The following is a 14,448-nucleotide window of genomic DNA, read 5'->3' as shown; positions in this document are numbered from 1 at the left end:
AGGATGAGCGCGAGCAGCGCGGGAGCGCGGTTGCAGCAGCTGTTCGAGGGGCACCGGCTCACGCCCACCCAGCGGCGCATCGCCCACTCCATGGTGCGCCGGGCCGGGGACGCCCCCTTCCTGTCCAGCGTCGAACTGGCCGAGCTGGCCGGGGTCAGCCAGCCCTCCGTCACCCGCTTCGCCGTCGCCCTCGGCTTCGACGGCTACCCGGCGCTCCGCCGGCACCTGCGCGAGTACGCCCCGGCCGGCCCGGCCGAGGACACGGGCCAGGACGGCGCCGACGCCGTCAACGAGTACCAGCAGGCCGTGCTCGGCGAGATCGAGAACCTGCGCCATCTCGCCGAGCTGCTCGCCGACCCCGGACCCGTCGAACGGGCCGGCCGGCTGCTCGCCGCCTCCCGTCCGCTCCTCGTCCTCGGGCTGCGCGCCGCCTCCTCGCAGGCGCGCGGCTTCGGCTACTTCGCGGCCAAGGTGCACCCCGACGTCCGGGTGCTCGACGAGGGCGGCAGCATGCTGCACGACCGGATCGACGCGGCCCGGCGGGCCGGGGCCACCGCCCTGATCTGCTTCGCCCTGCCCCGCCACCCGCGCGAGGTCGTCGACGCCCTCGCCCACGCACGCGGGCAAGGGCTCACCACGGTCTCCGTGGCCGATTCGGCGTTCGCCCCCGTGGCCGCCCACAGCGATCTGCTGATCCCGGCCGCCGTCGGCACCGGCCTCGCCTTCGACACCGCCTGCGCGCCGATGCTGCTCGGGCGCGTGCTCCTGGAGGCCATGTGCGACGGCCTGCCGGACGCGCAGGCGCGCCTGGAGGAGTTCGATGCGACGGCGGCGGCGCGGGGGCTGTTCGTCGAGTGAGGGCCCCCTGGGCGGACGGGGTCCGGGGACCCCGGACCGTCCGCCGGGCAGGGGGCGCGCCGTGCTCAGACCTCCAGTTCGGCCTCGATCTTCTTCAGCTGGTGGCGGGCCATCGCCAGGTTGGCCCGCCCCGCGTCCAGCACCAGGTAGAGGAACAGGCCGTTGTTGCCGCGGGACTTGAGCAGCCGGATCAGGTGGTACTGGGTGCCCAGGGTGATCAGGATGTCCTCGATCTCGTCCTTGATGCCCAGGTGCTCCATGGTGCGCAGCTTGGCCCGGACGACATCGGTGTTGCCCGCGGCGGCGACCTCCAGGTTGAAGTCCTTGCCGCCGCCGAGGGTGCCCAGCGCCATGCCGCTCGTGTAGTCGACGAGGGCGACACCGGTGGTGCCCTCGATGGACGACATCGCTTCCTTCAGTGACGCTTCGGTGTTCGCCATGCTTGCTCGTTTCCTTTCCCTGACCGGTCGGGAGGACCGGTTCCGTTTCTGGGGCGTGCCGGAGGGCTGCGGGGGGTGTGCGGGGGTCATGTCGGCCGGTGCGGCAGGGTGCCGGGCTGCTGGGGTGCGGTACGGGGCGGCAGCGGGGCGCGTGGCCCGGCGGCGGGCTGCGGGGGGCCGTCCAGGGCGGCGTCGACGAGTGCGCCGATCCGGACACCCGATCTGCGGCCCTCCAGATGGAGCCGGCCGACGTTGATGCGGTCCTCGGCGAGCAGGGTCAGGACGGCCTGGGAACCCGCCGCGTACGTCGCGATGTAGCCGGACTCGCCGCGGACGAGCAGTTCGCGGAAGCCGCCGCGGCCGGTCGCGTCCGTCATCCGGACCGCGACGCCGAGCGCGGCCGCGGTGAGCGCGGCGACGCCCTCCGCCTCCACGCCCGGGGTGTCGTGCGCCAGCACGAGACCGTCGGCACTGGCCGCCAGGGCGCCGGAGAGGAGCGGGACGCGGGCCCGTAACCGCTGGAGTTCGGCCAGCACGTCCTGCACTTCGGCCTCGGGCACCATCAGCTGTCTCCTCCCGGCACGCTGTCTGAGCGCGCGTATCACAGGGCCTCCAATGCGTCTCGGAGCCGGCGCAGCAGAGCGATGTCGGGGTCGGCCGTGACCTCGGGGAGCGCGACCCGGCCGGAGGCGTACGGACCGGCGGGCTCCGGTACGGCGGCGACGAGCCCGGCCGCCGCGAGCCGACGCAGGTCCACCAGGATGTGGAACGCGGACCTGCCCAGCTCCTGGGCGATGTCCGTCGCCGTGCGCACGCCGTCCACGCGCTCCAGGACCCGGCGCTGACGGGGCGGCACGGGGGCGTCGGCCGGCAGGCCCGTCCGGGTCAGCGGGGCGCTGTCGGTGACCGCCTCCGGCCAGATGCGCTCCAGCAGCTCCCGCCGCCGGAGCGTCTCGCGCTGCACGGCCTCCACGGGGACGGGGCGCACCGGCCCGATCCAGTGGGCGACCCCGTAGCGGAAGCGGGCCGGGGTCCTGGTCGGGGCGAGGGCGAAGAACGCCGCGTCGTACAGCGCGCCCAGATGGCACAGCTCCAGCGCGCCGCCCGGCACCCGGCCGCTGTCCACGAGATGGCGGCCGACCCGCTGTCCGGCACCGGCCTCGGCGACCGCGTCCCACCAGCCCTCGCGGCGCAGCGCGCCGCCGCGGGTGAGCAGGACGTCGATGCCGGGGGTGGCCGGGGACTCGGCGTGCACGACCTGGCCCTCGGCCAGATAGAGGGTGCCGCGGTCGCGCATCAGGGCGCCGGTGGCGCGTTCGGCGGCGAGGCGCTGGAGCATCGGCGAGAGGACACCGGCCGGGGCGGGGGCGGTCGCTCTCATGCCAGGACCAGCCGCTCGGCCATCTCGCCGAGCCGGATGCGGGCGAGGGCCAGATTGCCTTCCGCGCGGTCCAGCCAGAGGTGGAGGAAGACGCTGCTGTCGAAGTCCGTCTCGACGAAACGGAGGATGTGGTAGCCGGAGCGGGCGGTGACGATGACGTCCTCGACGGGAGGGGCCGCCTGCGGGGACGCCGTGTCCTGCGGGGCGTCCGCCGCGTCGGATGAGCCGAGGGCGAAGGCGGGCTGTTCGGCCGCCATCCGCGCCACCTCCGCGGTCTCCGCGGCGGTGGCCTCGTGATCGCCGTTGGGCGCGTCACCGATGGTGCCGAGGGCGAGACCGCTCGTCCAGTCGACCACGGCGGCGCCACGGGCACCGGGCAGTCTCATGACATCGAGCAGGCACTCGTCGATTCCGGGCACGCCGACTCCCCTCCGACGCTGCGTGCGGCTGTGAGCCCGAGGTTACGCAACGTGCTCACTCCTGGTGGGGCTTCTGGCATTTTCCATCGGTACATGCGCGAGCTCGGGGAGAATGCCCCACCCTGTGCCGCCGGCGGGACGCGCGGAGACCGTTCGCCCCACCCTGTTGACTGGATCTATTCATCCACTCAAGATGTGAATACGGAATTCACAGTCGCGAGGAGGCACCGCCATGTCAGGACCCCGCCCCGTACGGGCACCGCGCGGTACGGAACTGAGCGCCCTGGGATGGCAGCAGGAAGCCGCGCTGCGGATGCTGCAGAACAACCTCGACCCCGAGGTCGCCGAGCACCCCGACAAGCTCGTCGTCTACGGCGGCACGGGCAAGGCCGCCCGTGACTGGCGCTCCTTCGACGCCATGGTCCGCACGCTGCGCACGCTCAAGCAGGACGAGACGATGCTCGTGCAGTCCGGCCGGCCGGTCGGCGTCATGCAGACCCACGAGTGGGCGCCCCGGGTGCTCATCGCCAACTCCAACCTGGTCGGCGACTGGGCGAACTGGGAGGAGTTCCGCCGCCTGGAGGCGCTCGGCCTCACCATGTACGGCCAGATGACCGCCGGTTCGTGGATCTACATCGGGACCCAGGGCATCCTCCAGGGCACCTACGAGACCTTCGCCGCCGTCGCCGCGAAGAAGTTCGGCGGCACCCTGGCCGGCACCATCACGCTCACCGCCGGGCTCGGCGGCATGGGCGGCGCCCAGCCGCTCGCCGTGACGATGAACGACGGCGTCGCCCTCTGCATCGACTGCGACCCGCGCGCCATCGACCGCCGCATCGAGCACCGCTACCTGGACGTGAAGGCCGACAGCCTCGAACACGCCCTCCAGCTCGCCGTCGAGGCCCGCGACGCCCGCCGCCCCCTCTCCATCGGCCTGCTCGGCAACGCGGCCGATCTGCTGCCCCGGATGCTCGCCGAGGGCGCCCCGGTCGACATCGTCACCGACCAGACCAGCGCCCACGACCCGCTGGCCTACCTCCCCGTCGGCGTCGACTTCGACGACATGGCCTCCTACGCGGCCGAGAAGCCCGCCGACTTCACCCAGCGCGCCCGCGAGTCCATGGCCCGGCACGTCGAGGCGATGGTCGGCTTCATGGACGCCGGCGCCGAGGTCTTCGACTACGGCAACTCCATCCGCGGCGAGGCGCGGCTCGCCGGATACGCGCGCGCCTTCGACTTCCCCGGCTTCGTGCCCGCCTACATCCGGCCCCTGTTCTGCGAGGGCAAGGGCCCCTTCCGCTGGGCCGCCCTGTCCGGCGAGGCCTCGGACATCCACAAGACGGACAAGGCGATCCTCGACCTCTTCCCGGAGAACGAGTCCCTGCACCGCTGGATCCGGATGGCCGGCGAGCGCGTCCACTTCCAGGGCCTGCCCGCCCGTATCTGCTGGCTCGGCTACGGCGAACGCGACCGGGCCGGCGAGCGCTTCAACGACATGGTGGCGAGCGGCGAACTGGCCGCCCCGTTGGCGATCGGCCGCGACCACCTGGACTGCGGCTCCGTCGCCTCCCCGTACCGCGAGACCGAGGCCATGCTCGACGGCTCCGACGCGATCGCCGACTGGCCGCTGCTCAACGCCATGGTCAACGTCGCCTCCGGCGCCTCCTGGGTCTCCCTCCACCACGGCGGCGGCGTCGGCATGGGCCGCTCGATCCACGCCGGGCAGGTGACGGTCGCCGACGGCACGAAGCTCGCCGGCGAGAAGATCCGCCGGGTCCTGACCAACGACCCCGGCATGGGCGTCATCCGGCACGTCGACGCCGGCTACGACATCGCGGAGTCCGTCGCCCACGACCAGGGCGTCCGCGTCCCCATGACGGAGGACGGGGACCGGACGGCGGAGGGCACGGCGTGACGCGCACCGAACGGGCGGACGGCGGGGCGCCGCCCGCCCCGCACGCCCCCGCCTCCTTCCAGGAGATGTGGCGCGAGCTGGCCCCCCTCGGCCGGAACAAGGACAGCGGCGGCTACCGGCGCTACGCCTGGACCGCCGCCGACACCGACTGCCGGGCGTGGTTCCGGGCGCAGGCCGAGGCCCGCGGACTCGCCGTGGAGACCGACCGCAACGGCAACCAGTGGGCCTGGCTCGGCGACCCGCTGGCCGCCGGCGCCGTCGTCACCGGCTCGCACCTGGACTCCGTGCCCGACGGCGGCGCCTTCGACGGGCCGCTCGGCGTGGTGTCCTCCTTCGCCGCGCTGGACGAACTCCGCCGCAGGGGAGCGGAGTTCGTCCGGCCGCTGGCCATCACCAACTTCGGCGACGAGGAGGGGGCCCGCTTCGGTCTCGCCTGCGTCGGCTCCCGGCTGGCCGCCGGGCAGTTGACCGTCGAGGCCGCCCACCGGCTGCGCGACGCCGACGGCATCACCCTGCCGCAGGCCATGGAGGCCGCCGGACACGACCCCGGCGCCCTCGGCCCGGACCCCGAACGGCTCGCCCGTATCGGCGCGTTCGTCGAACTCCACGTCGAGCAGGGGCGTGCCCTCGACCTCACCGGCGACCCGGTCGGCATCGCCTCGGCGATCTGGCCGCACGGACGCTGGCGGTTCGACTTCCGGGGCGAGGCCAACCACGCGGGCACCACCCGTCTGGCCGACCGCCGCGACCCCATGCTCACGTACGCCGAGACCGTGCTCGCCGCCCGCCGGGAGGCCGGGCTGGCCGGGGCCGTCGCCACCTTCGGCAAGGTCGCCGTCGAACCCAACGGCGTCAACGCCATCCCCTCCCTCGTGCGCGGCTGGCTCGACTCCCGCGCCGCCGACCAGGACACCCTGGACACCGTCGTCGCCGGGATCGAGCAGGCCGCCCGGGAGCACGCCGCGCGGACCGGCGTCGACCTCGACGTCGTACGCGAGTCCTTCACGCCCGAGATCGCCTTCGGGCACGCGCTGCGGGACGAGATCGGCGCCCTCCTCAAGGACTCCGCCGACCGGGACACCGGGCACGACATCCCCGTCCTCGGCACCGGCGCCGGACACGACGCGGGTATTTTGTCCGCCTCGGTCCCCACCGCCATGCTGTTCGTACGGAACCCCACCGGAATCTCGCACTCGCCGGCCGAGCACGCCGACGAGGACGACTGCGCCGCCGGGGTCACCGCACTCGCCGACGTACTGGAAGGTCTCGCGTGCCGCTGACGACCCACCCGACGGCAGGACCCGTCACCGAGACGTACTGGCTCTCCCAGGCCTGGCTCGGCACCCACGCCGAACCGGACGTCCTCCTGGAGGTGGCCGGCGGACGCATCGCCGGGGTGCGCACCGGGGTCACCACGCCGCCGCCCGGCGCCACCGCGCTGCGCGGCCTCACCCTGCCGGGCCTCGCCAACACCCACTCGCACGCCTTCCACCGCGCCCTGCGCTCCACCGTCCAGGTCGGCTCCGGGACCTTCTGGACCTGGCGCGAGACCATGTACCGGATCGCGTCCCGGCTCACCCCCGACACGTACTACGACCTGGCCCGCGCGGTGTACGCCGAGATGGCGCTGGCGGGCATCACCGCCGTCGGCGAATTCCACTATCTGCACCACGCGCCCGGCGGCACCCCCTACGACAACCCGAACGCCATGGGCGAGGCGCTGATCGCCGCCGCCCGCGCGGCCGGCATCCGCATCACCCTGCTCGACACCGCCTACCTCTCCGCCGGCTTCGGCCCCCGGCCCTCCGCCCCCCTCGAACCCGACCCGCACCAGCGGCGCTTCTCCGACGGGACCGCCGAGGCCTGGGCGGAGCGCGCCTCGCTGCTCAAGGGCGACGACCACACGCTGATCGGCGCCGCCGTGCACTCCGTGCGGGCCGTCCCCGCCGACCAGCTCGCCACCGTCGCCGCCTGGGCGGAGGAACGGCAGGCCCCGCTCCACGTCCACCTCTCCGAGCAGACCGCGGAGAACGAGGCCTGCCTCGCCGTCCACGGCCGCACCCCCGCCCGGCTCCTCGCCGACCACGGGGTCCTCGGACCGCGCACCACCGGCGTCCACAACACCCATCTCACCCCCGAGGACATCGCGCTCGTCGGCTCCCACGGCACCGGCACCTGCATGTGCCCCACGACCGAACGGGACCTCGCCGACGGCATCGGCCCCGCCGCCGCCCTCCAGGACGCGGGCTCCCCGCTCTCGCTGGGCAGCGACAGCCACGCCGTGATCGACCTCTTCGAGGAGGCCCGCGCGATGGAGCTGAACGAGCGCCTGCGCACCCGGGCCCGCGGCCACTGGACCGCCGCCGCCCTGCTGCGCGCCGCCACCGCCGACGGCCACGCCGCCCTCGGCCGGCCCGACGCGGGCGTCCTCGAACCGGGCGCCCCCGCCGATCTGGTCACCGTGGCCATGGACTCCGTCAGAACGGCGGGACCGGTGCCCCGGCTGGCAGCCGAAGCGGCCGTATTCGCCGCCTCCGCGGCCGATGTGCGCCACACCGTGGTCGCGGGGCGCCACCTCGTGCGCGACGGACGGCACACGCTGGTCCCCGACGTCCCCCGGACCCTCGCGGACGCCGTCGCGGCCCTGCACCGCTGAGCAGCCGTCCCGCCCCGTCGACCGTCCGCAAGGAGAGCAGACCCCCGATGACGACGACCGCCCTCACCCACATCGGCGAACTCATCACCAACGACCCCTCCCTCGGCGGTGATTCCCCCCTGGCGCCGATCCGGGACGCGGCCGTCGTCATCGAGGGCGACCGCGTCGTCTGGACCGGTGAGTCAAGCAAAGCACCCGCCACTGACAACGCCGTCGACGCGGGCGGCCGGGCCGTGATCCCCGGCTTCGTCGACTCCCACTCCCACCTGGTCTTCGCGGGCGACCGGACCCAGGAGTTCCACGCCCGGATGTCCGGCCGCCCCTACAGCGCGGGCGGGATCAGGACCACCGTCGCCGCCACCCGCGCCGCCACCGACGAGGCGCTCGACGCCAACGTCGCCCGCTATCTCGCCGAGGCGCTGCGCCAGGGCACCACCACGTTCGAGACCAAGTCCGGCTACGGGCTCACCGTCGAGGACGAGGCCCGCGCGCTGCGCATCGCGGCCCGCCACACCGACGAGGTCACCTTCCTCGGCGCGCACATCGTGCCCCCGGACCACGCGGACGACCCGGCCGGGTACGTCGCCCTGGTCACCGGCCCGATGCTCGACGCCTGCGCCCCGTACGCCCGGTGGATCGACGTCTTCTGCGAGCGGGGCGCGTTCGACGGCGACCAGGCCCGGGAGATCCTGACCGCGGGCCGGGCGAGGGGGCTCCACCCCCGGGTGCACGCCAACCAGCTCGGCCACGGGCCCGGCGTGCAGCTCGCCGTGGAGCTCGACGCCGCCTCCGCCGACCACTGCACGCATCTCACGGACGCCGACGTCGACGCCCTCGCCCAGTCGTCGACCGTCGCCACACTGCTGCCGGGGGCCGAGTTCTCCACCCGGGCCGCCTGGCCCGACGCCCGCCGGCTGCTGGACGCCGGGGCCACCGTCGCGCTCTCCACCGACTGCAACCCCGGCTCCTCGTTCACCTCCTCGCTGCCCTTCTGCATCGCCCTCGCCGTCCGCGACATGGGCATGACCCCCGACGAGGCGCTCTGGTCCGCCACCGCGGGCGGCGCGGCCGCGCTGCGCCGCGGGGACATCGGGCGGATCGCCCCCGGCGCCCGCGCCGATCTGGTGGTGCTCGACGCGCCGAGCCATGTCCACCTCGCCTACCGGCCGGGGGTGCCGCTCGTCCACGAGGTCTGGCGCGGCGGGGTGCGCGTGGTCGCGCCGTACGGGGGCTGAGGAGCCGGAAACGCGGCGAGGACCCGCCCGGCGGGGCAGGTCCTCGGTCCGTCGGGGGAGCGCGCTCACTCCTCCAGGGTCAGCCCCTTGCGGAGCCTGACCAGGGTGCGGGAGAGCAGCCGTGACACATGCATCTGCGAGATGCCGAGTTCCTCGCCGATCTCCGACTGCGTCATGTTGGCGACGAAGCGGAGCGAGAGGATCCGGCGGTCGCGGCCGGGCAGCGAGGCGATCAGCGGCTTCAGGGACTCGACGTACTCGATGCCTTCGAGTCCGTGGTCCTCGTAGCCGAGCCGGTCGGCCAGCGCGCCCTCGGTCTCGTCCTCCTCGGGCTTGGCGTCCAGCGAACTCGCGGTGTACGCGTTGCTCGCGGCCATGCCCTCGACGACCTCGTCGTGGGTGATGCCGAGGCGGTCGGCGAGCTCGCCCACAGTGGGCGAGCGGTCCAGCTGCTGGGCGAGCTCGTCGCCCGCCTTGGCCAGGTCCAGCCGCAGCTCCTGCAGGCGGCGCGGGACGCGCACGGACCAGCTGGTGTCGCGGAAGAAGCGCTTGATCTCGCCGATGATGGTCGGCATCGCGAAGGTCGGGAACTCGACGCCCCGGCTCAGCTCGAAGCGGTCGATCGCCTTGATCAGGCCGATCGTGCCGACCTGGATGATGTCCTCCATCGGCTCGCTGCGCGAGCGGAACCGGGAGGCGGCGAACTTGACCAGCGCGAGGTTCAGTTCGACGAGCGTGTTGCGCACGTAGGAGTACTCGTGCGTGCCCTCTTCGAGGGATTCGAGCCGGGCGAAGAGCGTCTTCGAGAGCGCCCTGGCGTCCAGCGGCCCGACCTCGGTGTAGGGCGGTATCTCGGGAAGTCCTTCGAGACCGTCGGTCGCGGTGCCGGCGTCATGGGGGGTGCCGGCCTGGTCGGTGTCACGGTCGTGACGGGTGGTGCGGGTGCGCGCGGCGTCCTGGACGGTCGCGGCAGGGGAGTCTGATGCGGTCAGTCCCTGAGGACATGCCGACGTCGCGTCGTGGGTACGCGGTCCGTCGAGCCGGGGTGACATGGTCTCCTCCATCGTTCTCGGCATATGGCTGCCGATGCCCATACGTGTTCCTGCGGTGAAGCGGCGCCTCCAAAGCCGGCCGTGTTGTGGGTGTCCCTCTACCCTTACCCGGTCCTTGCGGCCCCTCACAACCACCAATTGACGCTAAATGTCCGGTTTGTTGAGGTCTTCCGCTACCGCGTGGCGCACGGAACGCGTAGGGTTTCAGCAACGTCAGCGACAGCTGCAACGCATCTGCATGCGCAGTGATGCAGACAGTGACGAGGCGAAGAGGGACGGGCATGGACCGCGGGACGGTCGGCAGCGCGAACCGGGGGCGGCTTCAGGTCGAGGCCCGGACCGAGGGCCGCAGCGAGGTGGTGACGCCGGTCGGTGAGCTCGATCACCACACGGCCGATCTGCTGCGCGAGCCCCTGGAGCACGCGATCGACGAGGGGCGCGTGCGCCTCGTGGTCGACTGCTCGCGCCTCGAATTCTGTGATTCCACCGGGCTGAACGTGCTGCTCGGTGCCCGTCTGAAGGCGGAGGCCGCCGGGGGAGGGGTCCATTTGGCCGGAATGCTGCCGGTGGTGGCGCGGGTCTTCGAGATCACCGGGGCCGAGGCGGTCTTCACCGTCCATGACTCCCTGGAAGAGGCCCTGGACACCTGAGGTGTCCCGTGCCGGCACCCCGGGCGCCCCTCCTGTCGCCCTCGTCACGTGATCCGCGAGGACGAAGTGGGTGTTGTCACGATTCCGTCGGGCAGGAGACACCCCGGCGGGCCGGGCGGCGGGGACACGTATCCGCGCGGTGCCGGTGTCCGTGTCCCCAGAGGTATCCGTAGGGCCAGCAGTATGCGTAGTTCCCAGCAGTATTCGTATTCGTATCTTCAATGGCGACATGGTGAATCGGTGAGGTGAAGCGCTGATGAGCACCACCCGGCAGCATCCGCCGGGCGACCTCGGCCGCGAGCCGGACGGCGCGGGCGTGGGTGCGCGCGCCGACGCGGGCCCGCGTGCGGACGTGGACGCCGGTGCGGCCTCCGCCGAATCCGCCGAGCGGCAGTGGCGGACGCTGTCGCTCCGGCTGACCGGCGGCATCGTGCCGACGGCCCGTGATTTCGCCCGTCAGGCCCTCCACGACTGGGGCTGGCTGCCCGCGTCGACGGCCGACCGCAGGGCCGCCGCCGAGGACGTCCTGCTGGTCGTCTCGGAGCTGGTCACCAATGCCTGTCTGCACGCGGACGGTCCCGACGAGCTGCGGATCGCCCGGCTGCCGAAGGCCCTGCGGGTCGAGGTGACCGACGGCGGCGCCGGACAGCCCGCGCCCCGGACCCCGCACCGGGCCGGCCGGCCCGGCGGCCACGGCATGTTCATCGTGCAGCGGCTCTGCCTGGACTGGGGCGTCGTCCGCGTTCCGGGCGAGCCCGGCAAGACCGTCTGGGCGGAGCTGGCCGCCCCCGCGTAGCGGCCCGCGGCGGCGTCCCGTCCGCCGCGGCCTCCACGACACCCCCGCGAAGAGCGCGCCGGATCGGCGCGCTCTTTGTCTTCCCTCCACAAGGCCCCGGGCGTACCTTGAGCGCCCAATCTGATGTGTCGTCAGTTAATGGTGCCGCCAGGAGCGGCGCGGGCGACTCCCGGCCTGAGGGGAATTCGAGGTGTCGTACCAGAAGCGAACAGCTCTCGCGCTGGCGTCCGGACTGGCGGGTGCGTCGGTGCTGCTGGCCGCGCCCGCCGCCCACGCGACGGTCGTCGACGTCAACTACCAGTGCAAGACGCCGATCGGGGACAAGGCCGCCGTGTCGCCGATCGACATCAAGAGCGTGAAGAGCGACGGCGGCTACAAGCTGACCATGTCCTTCCAGAAGGGCGTCTCCTCCAGCCCGGTCGAACTGGGCAAGGGCGCGATGAACCCCAGCGCGGTGATCAAGGTCGGCGGCGCCGACCCGGGGGAGGTCCGGGTCTCCGGCCCCGCCAACTCCGCCGCGATCCCCGCCAACAGCCCCATCAAGATCAACGACCTCTCGGGGACGTACACCCCGAAGAAGAGCGGCAAGGTCGACTTCACCGCCGGGGTGCTCACCATCAAGGCGCTCGGTACGACGACGACCTGCACCCCGTCCAACAACCCGGGACCCTCGCTCAGCCTGGACGTCACCGCGGCGGGCGGCGGCACCGCCACCGACGCGCTGCCCAAGACCGGGCCGATGGACTCGGCGGTGGCGCTGGGCACCCTCGGCGGCACGGTGCTGCTGACCGGTGCGGCCGGCGTCCTCTGGCTGACCCGGCGCGGACAGCGGGCCACCGGCTGATCCCCGCGCGAACCGCCGCCGCCGTCACGCCCGAGGGAGCCGCCCATGCCGCCGCCGTCCGGTCACGTCATCCGCCTGGCCCTGCCGCTGCTCGTCGCGCTGGGGTGCGTCCTCGCCCCGGCCGGTCCGGCGGGCGCCGCGCCGCGCCCGGCCGCTCCGGCCTGGACGGCGGTGCCCGCCTCGGACGGCACGGACCCGGACGACGCCCGGCCCTCCTTCTATCTGGAGGGCCTGCCCGGCAGCGTCCTCCAGGACCGGCTGTCGGTCATCAACCCGGGGACGGAGCCGGTGACCGTACGGCTGCGCGGGGCCGACGCGTACAACACGGACGACGGCGGTTTCGCCGTACGCGGCGCGCACGCGTCCACCGGCACCGGCGCCTGGCTGCGGACGGCGCGCACCGAGGTGACCGTGCCCGCCCGCACCCGGGCCGACGTCCCGGTCTCCTTCACCGTGCCCGAGGACGCGCTGCCCGGTGACCATCCGGGCGCCGTCGTCGCCGAGAGCGGCGGACGCGCGGTGGGCGTACGGGTCCAGCTGCGCGTCGGTGGCCCGACGCTCGCCGCGCTCACCGCGGAGGACGTCACGGTCTCCCGGGGAGCCGTCCACTACACGCTGGTCAACCGGGGCAACGCCGTCCTGGTGCCCCGGCTGGCCGTCGAGGCGGACGGGGTGTTCGGGCCGCTGCTGCGGCGCGGCCCCCGCACGCTGCCGGTGGAACTGCTGCCCGGCCAGCGGGTGAGGCTCAGCGAACCGTGGCGGGACGCCCCGGCCCTGGACTCGGTCACCGTGCGGCTGCGGGTCACGGCGGCGGGCGGCGCGCACGCCGAGGCGGCGGCCTCCGCGCTCTTCGTCCCGTGGCCGGCCGCGGCCGCGGGCGCGGCGGTGCTCCTGGCCGCCGTCGCCGGGGGCGGGTACGTCCTGCGGCGCCGCGTCCGGCGGCGGAGGGAACCGGACCCCGACGGTCCGGGGCGGGACCCCGGTCCGGACCCCCGACAGCATTCCGACGAGAGGCACCTGGTGAAGGCGGGAGCGGAATCGTGACTCGACGGACCGAAAGCGCGCGGCGGCACAGCGGGCCGGCGACGCCCCGGACCGCACGGCCCCGGGCGGCCGCGGTGGCCGCCGCCCTGCTGGCCGTACTCCTGCCGGCCCTGCTCGCCGCCGCGCCGCACGCCGCCGCGGCCGACCCGAAGCCGGCGCTCACGCTCTCCCAGAAGCAGGCGGGCAAGGGCGGCGAGGTCACCGTCAGGGGCACGGGCTGGCGGCCCGACACCCTGCTGATGATGCTGATCTGCGGGCAGTCCACCCCGGCGCGCGGGGTGATCGGCGGGACGAACTCCTGCGCCAACGGCGACGGCCGGGCCGTCACCACCGACAAGAAGGGCGCGTTCACCAAGAAGCTGCCGGTCGCCGAGCCGCCCGTGCCCTGCCCGTGCGTCGTCCATGTCGCCACGGTCACCGGGGAACAGGCCCTGGCCGACGCCCCGTTCGTGGTCGCGGGCCATCCCGTCGCCGCGCTGCCGAAGGAGTCGGGGGAGGGCAGGCTCGCCGTCCTCGCCGCCACCCGGCTGGAGGGGGACAGCGGACTGCTCACCTGGTTCGGCGCCCCGCCCTCGCGCCGGCTCGTCTTCACCGTCGGCAATCTGGGCTCCGCCCCGGTCAAGGACCCGGTCTTCCGGATCGGCGTCTCGCACGGCGTCTACGCCCCCCAGTGGGAGGACCGGCAGTGGCGCGGCACGGTCGAGCCCGGTCGCAAGGCGCTGGTCGAGCTGCCCGTCGAACTGTCGGCGGGGGCCCACGGCGACTACCAGATCTCGGTGAAGTACGGCACGAAGGTGCTGGCCGAACAGCCCTGGGGGGTCGGCCGTCCGTGGGGCGTGACGCTCTTCTGGATCCTGCTCTGCCTGGTGGTGCCCGCGGCCGTCTTCCGGATCGGCATGGCGGTCGTCGACAAGGTCCGGCCCCGCTCCGGACAGGGAGCGGGCCGCTGCGGACGGCGCACCTCCACGCGCGCCGGAGTGCGCGCCCGGCTGTCGAAACCGCGCGGCGACCGGCCCCCCGGACCCGCACCGGCCGCCGCGCCGGGCGGCACCACCACGGCGGCCCTGCCGTGGTTCACCCCTGAATCCGCACCGTCAGAGCACAGACCGACGACGAAGGGACATTCGTGAGTACGCAACGCAGGACGGTCGCGGCGGG

Annotated in this window: 15 protein-coding genes; 10 read left to right on the top strand and 5 right to left on the bottom strand. The window is 73.8% G+C overall.

Going from position 1 to position 14,448, the window contains the following annotated elements; translation table 11 throughout:
- Window positions 1-3: 3 nt before the first annotated feature.
- Window positions 4-858, top strand: coding sequence for a MurR/RpiR family transcriptional regulator (locus ACZ4FH_RS15355; RefSeq protein ID WP_467304992.1), 855 nt, complete (start codon window positions 4-6; stop codon window positions 856-858).
- A 65-nt stretch (window positions 859-923) separates the two neighbouring features.
- Here ACZ4FH_RS15355 and ACZ4FH_RS15350 read toward each other — a convergent pair whose 3' ends face one another.
- The 4 genes from ACZ4FH_RS15350 to ACZ4FH_RS15335 all read right to left on the bottom strand — a co-directional run bounded on the left by ACZ4FH_RS15350 (window position 924) and on the right by ACZ4FH_RS15335 (window position 3,098).
- Window positions 924-1,298 (bottom strand): hypothetical protein, encoded by a 375-nt coding sequence (locus ACZ4FH_RS15350; RefSeq protein ID WP_467304991.1) that lies wholly within the window; start codon window positions 1,296-1,298, stop codon window positions 924-926.
- 86 nt (window positions 1,299-1,384) lie between these two features.
- Window positions 1,385-1,861: a roadblock/LC7 domain-containing protein gene (locus ACZ4FH_RS15345; RefSeq protein ID WP_467304990.1), complete on the bottom strand. Its 477-nt coding sequence runs from the start codon at window positions 1,859-1,861 to the stop codon at window positions 1,385-1,387.
- Between the two features lie 38 nt (window positions 1,862-1,899).
- Window positions 1,900-2,679 carry a transcriptional regulator gene (locus ACZ4FH_RS15340; RefSeq protein ID WP_467304988.1) on the bottom strand — a complete coding sequence of 260 codons (780 nt, stop codon included), beginning with the start codon at window positions 2,677-2,679 and terminating at the stop codon, window positions 1,900-1,902.
- A complete protein-coding gene (locus ACZ4FH_RS15335; RefSeq protein ID WP_467304987.1) occupies window positions 2,676-3,098 on the bottom strand; it encodes a hypothetical protein in 423 nt (140 codons plus the stop codon). The genes ACZ4FH_RS15340 and ACZ4FH_RS15335 overlap by 4 nt, the downstream gene beginning before the upstream one ends.
- Window positions 3,099-3,330: 232 nt before the next feature.
- On the opposite strand from ACZ4FH_RS15335, the gene hutU reads away from it, so the two are divergent.
- The 4 genes from hutU (at window position 3,331) to hutI (ending at window position 8,904) form a co-directional block, all read left to right on the top strand.
- Window positions 3,331-5,013: a urocanate hydratase gene (hutU, locus tag ACZ4FH_RS15330; protein WP_467304986.1), complete on the top strand. Its 1,683-nt coding sequence runs from the start codon at window positions 3,331-3,333 to the stop codon at window positions 5,011-5,013.
- Between the two features lie 65 nt (window positions 5,014-5,078).
- Window positions 5,079-6,293, top strand: coding sequence for an allantoate amidohydrolase (locus tag ACZ4FH_RS15325; protein WP_467305373.1), 1,215 nt, complete (start codon window positions 5,079-5,081; stop codon window positions 6,291-6,293).
- The gene (locus ACZ4FH_RS15320; RefSeq protein WP_467304984.1) at window positions 6,284-7,669 is read left to right on the top strand and encodes a formimidoylglutamate deiminase; all 1,386 of its coding nucleotides are present in this window, start codon (window positions 6,284-6,286) and stop codon (window positions 7,667-7,669) included. The genes ACZ4FH_RS15325 and ACZ4FH_RS15320 overlap by 10 nt, the downstream gene beginning before the upstream one ends.
- Window positions 7,670-7,716: 47 nt before the next feature.
- A complete protein-coding gene (gene hutI / locus ACZ4FH_RS15315) occupies window positions 7,717-8,904 on the top strand; it encodes an imidazolonepropionase (RefSeq protein WP_467304982.1) in 1,188 nt (395 codons plus the stop codon).
- A 65-nt stretch (window positions 8,905-8,969) separates the two neighbouring features.
- On the opposite strand, the gene ACZ4FH_RS15310 is transcribed toward hutI, so the two are convergent.
- Window positions 8,970-9,956, bottom strand: a complete 987-nt coding sequence (locus ACZ4FH_RS15310) for an RNA polymerase sigma factor SigF (protein WP_467305372.1) — start codon at window positions 9,954-9,956, stop codon at window positions 8,970-8,972.
- 281 nt (window positions 9,957-10,237) lie between these two features.
- Between ACZ4FH_RS15310 and ACZ4FH_RS15305 the strand changes: the two genes are divergently transcribed.
- The 5 genes from ACZ4FH_RS15305 to ACZ4FH_RS15285 all read left to right on the top strand — a co-directional run bounded on the left by ACZ4FH_RS15305 (window position 10,238) and on the right by ACZ4FH_RS15285 (window position 14,420).
- A complete protein-coding gene (locus tag ACZ4FH_RS15305; RefSeq protein WP_383648960.1) occupies window positions 10,238-10,606 on the top strand; it encodes an STAS domain-containing protein in 369 nt (122 codons plus the stop codon).
- A gap of 256 nt (window positions 10,607-10,862) precedes the next feature.
- Window positions 10,863-11,402, top strand: a complete 540-nt coding sequence (locus tag ACZ4FH_RS15300) for an ATP-binding protein (RefSeq protein WP_467304981.1) — start codon at window positions 10,863-10,865, stop codon at window positions 11,400-11,402.
- Between the two features lie 190 nt (window positions 11,403-11,592).
- Complete coding sequence (locus ACZ4FH_RS15295) at window positions 11,593-12,246, top strand: LPXTG cell wall anchor domain-containing protein (RefSeq protein ID WP_467304980.1); 654 nt, start codon at window positions 11,593-11,595, stop codon at window positions 12,244-12,246.
- Between the two features lie 45 nt (window positions 12,247-12,291).
- Window positions 12,292-13,290: a COG1470 family protein gene (locus ACZ4FH_RS15290; protein WP_467304979.1), complete on the top strand. Its 999-nt coding sequence runs from the start codon at window positions 12,292-12,294 to the stop codon at window positions 13,288-13,290.
- Window positions 13,287-14,420 carry a hypothetical protein gene (locus ACZ4FH_RS15285; protein WP_467304977.1) on the top strand — a complete coding sequence of 378 codons (1,134 nt, stop codon included), beginning with the start codon at window positions 13,287-13,289 and terminating at the stop codon, window positions 14,418-14,420. The genes ACZ4FH_RS15290 and ACZ4FH_RS15285 overlap by 4 nt, the downstream gene beginning before the upstream one ends.
- Window positions 14,421-14,448: the final 28 nt, after the last annotated feature.

Source organism: Streptomyces sp. NPDC024555, assembly GCF_055559335.1.
The sequence above is the reverse complement of the archived record's forward strand: the minus strand, read 5'-3'. Positions and strand labels throughout refer to the sequence as shown.

What these genes read in the sequence shown, in the direction of transcription:
- ACZ4FH_RS15340 (WP_467304988.1), bottom strand. Translation starts at nt 2,679, where the DNA reads ATGAGAGCGACCGCCCCCGCCCCGGCCGGTGTCCTCTCGCCGATGCTC.
- hutU (WP_467304986.1), top strand. Translation starts at nt 3,331, where the DNA reads ATGTCAGGACCCCGCCCCGTACGGGCACCGCGCGGTACGGAACTGAGC.
- ACZ4FH_RS15355 (WP_467304992.1), top strand. Translation starts at nt 4, where the DNA reads ATGAGCGCGAGCAGCGCGGGAGCGCGGTTGCAGCAGCTGTTCGAGGGG.
- ACZ4FH_RS15350 (WP_467304991.1), bottom strand. Translation starts at nt 1,298, where the DNA reads ATGGCGAACACCGAAGCGTCACTGAAGGAAGCGATGTCGTCCATCGAG.
- ACZ4FH_RS15345 (WP_467304990.1), bottom strand. Translation starts at nt 1,861, where the DNA reads ATGGTGCCCGAGGCCGAAGTGCAGGACGTGCTGGCCGAACTCCAGCGG.
- ACZ4FH_RS15300 (WP_467304981.1), top strand. Translation starts at nt 10,863, where the DNA reads ATGAGCACCACCCGGCAGCATCCGCCGGGCGACCTCGGCCGCGAGCCG.
- ACZ4FH_RS15310 (WP_467305372.1), bottom strand. Translation starts at nt 9,956, where the DNA reads ATGTCACCCCGGCTCGACGGACCGCGTACCCACGACGCGACGTCGGCA.
- ACZ4FH_RS15290 (WP_467304979.1), top strand. Translation starts at nt 12,292, where the DNA reads ATGCCGCCGCCGTCCGGTCACGTCATCCGCCTGGCCCTGCCGCTGCTC.
- ACZ4FH_RS15305 (WP_383648960.1), top strand. Translation starts at nt 10,238, where the DNA reads ATGGACCGCGGGACGGTCGGCAGCGCGAACCGGGGGCGGCTTCAGGTC.
- hutI (WP_467304982.1), top strand. Translation starts at nt 7,717, where the DNA reads ATGACGACGACCGCCCTCACCCACATCGGCGAACTCATCACCAACGAC.
- ACZ4FH_RS15325 (WP_467305373.1), top strand. Translation starts at nt 5,079, where the DNA reads ATGTGGCGCGAGCTGGCCCCCCTCGGCCGGAACAAGGACAGCGGCGGC.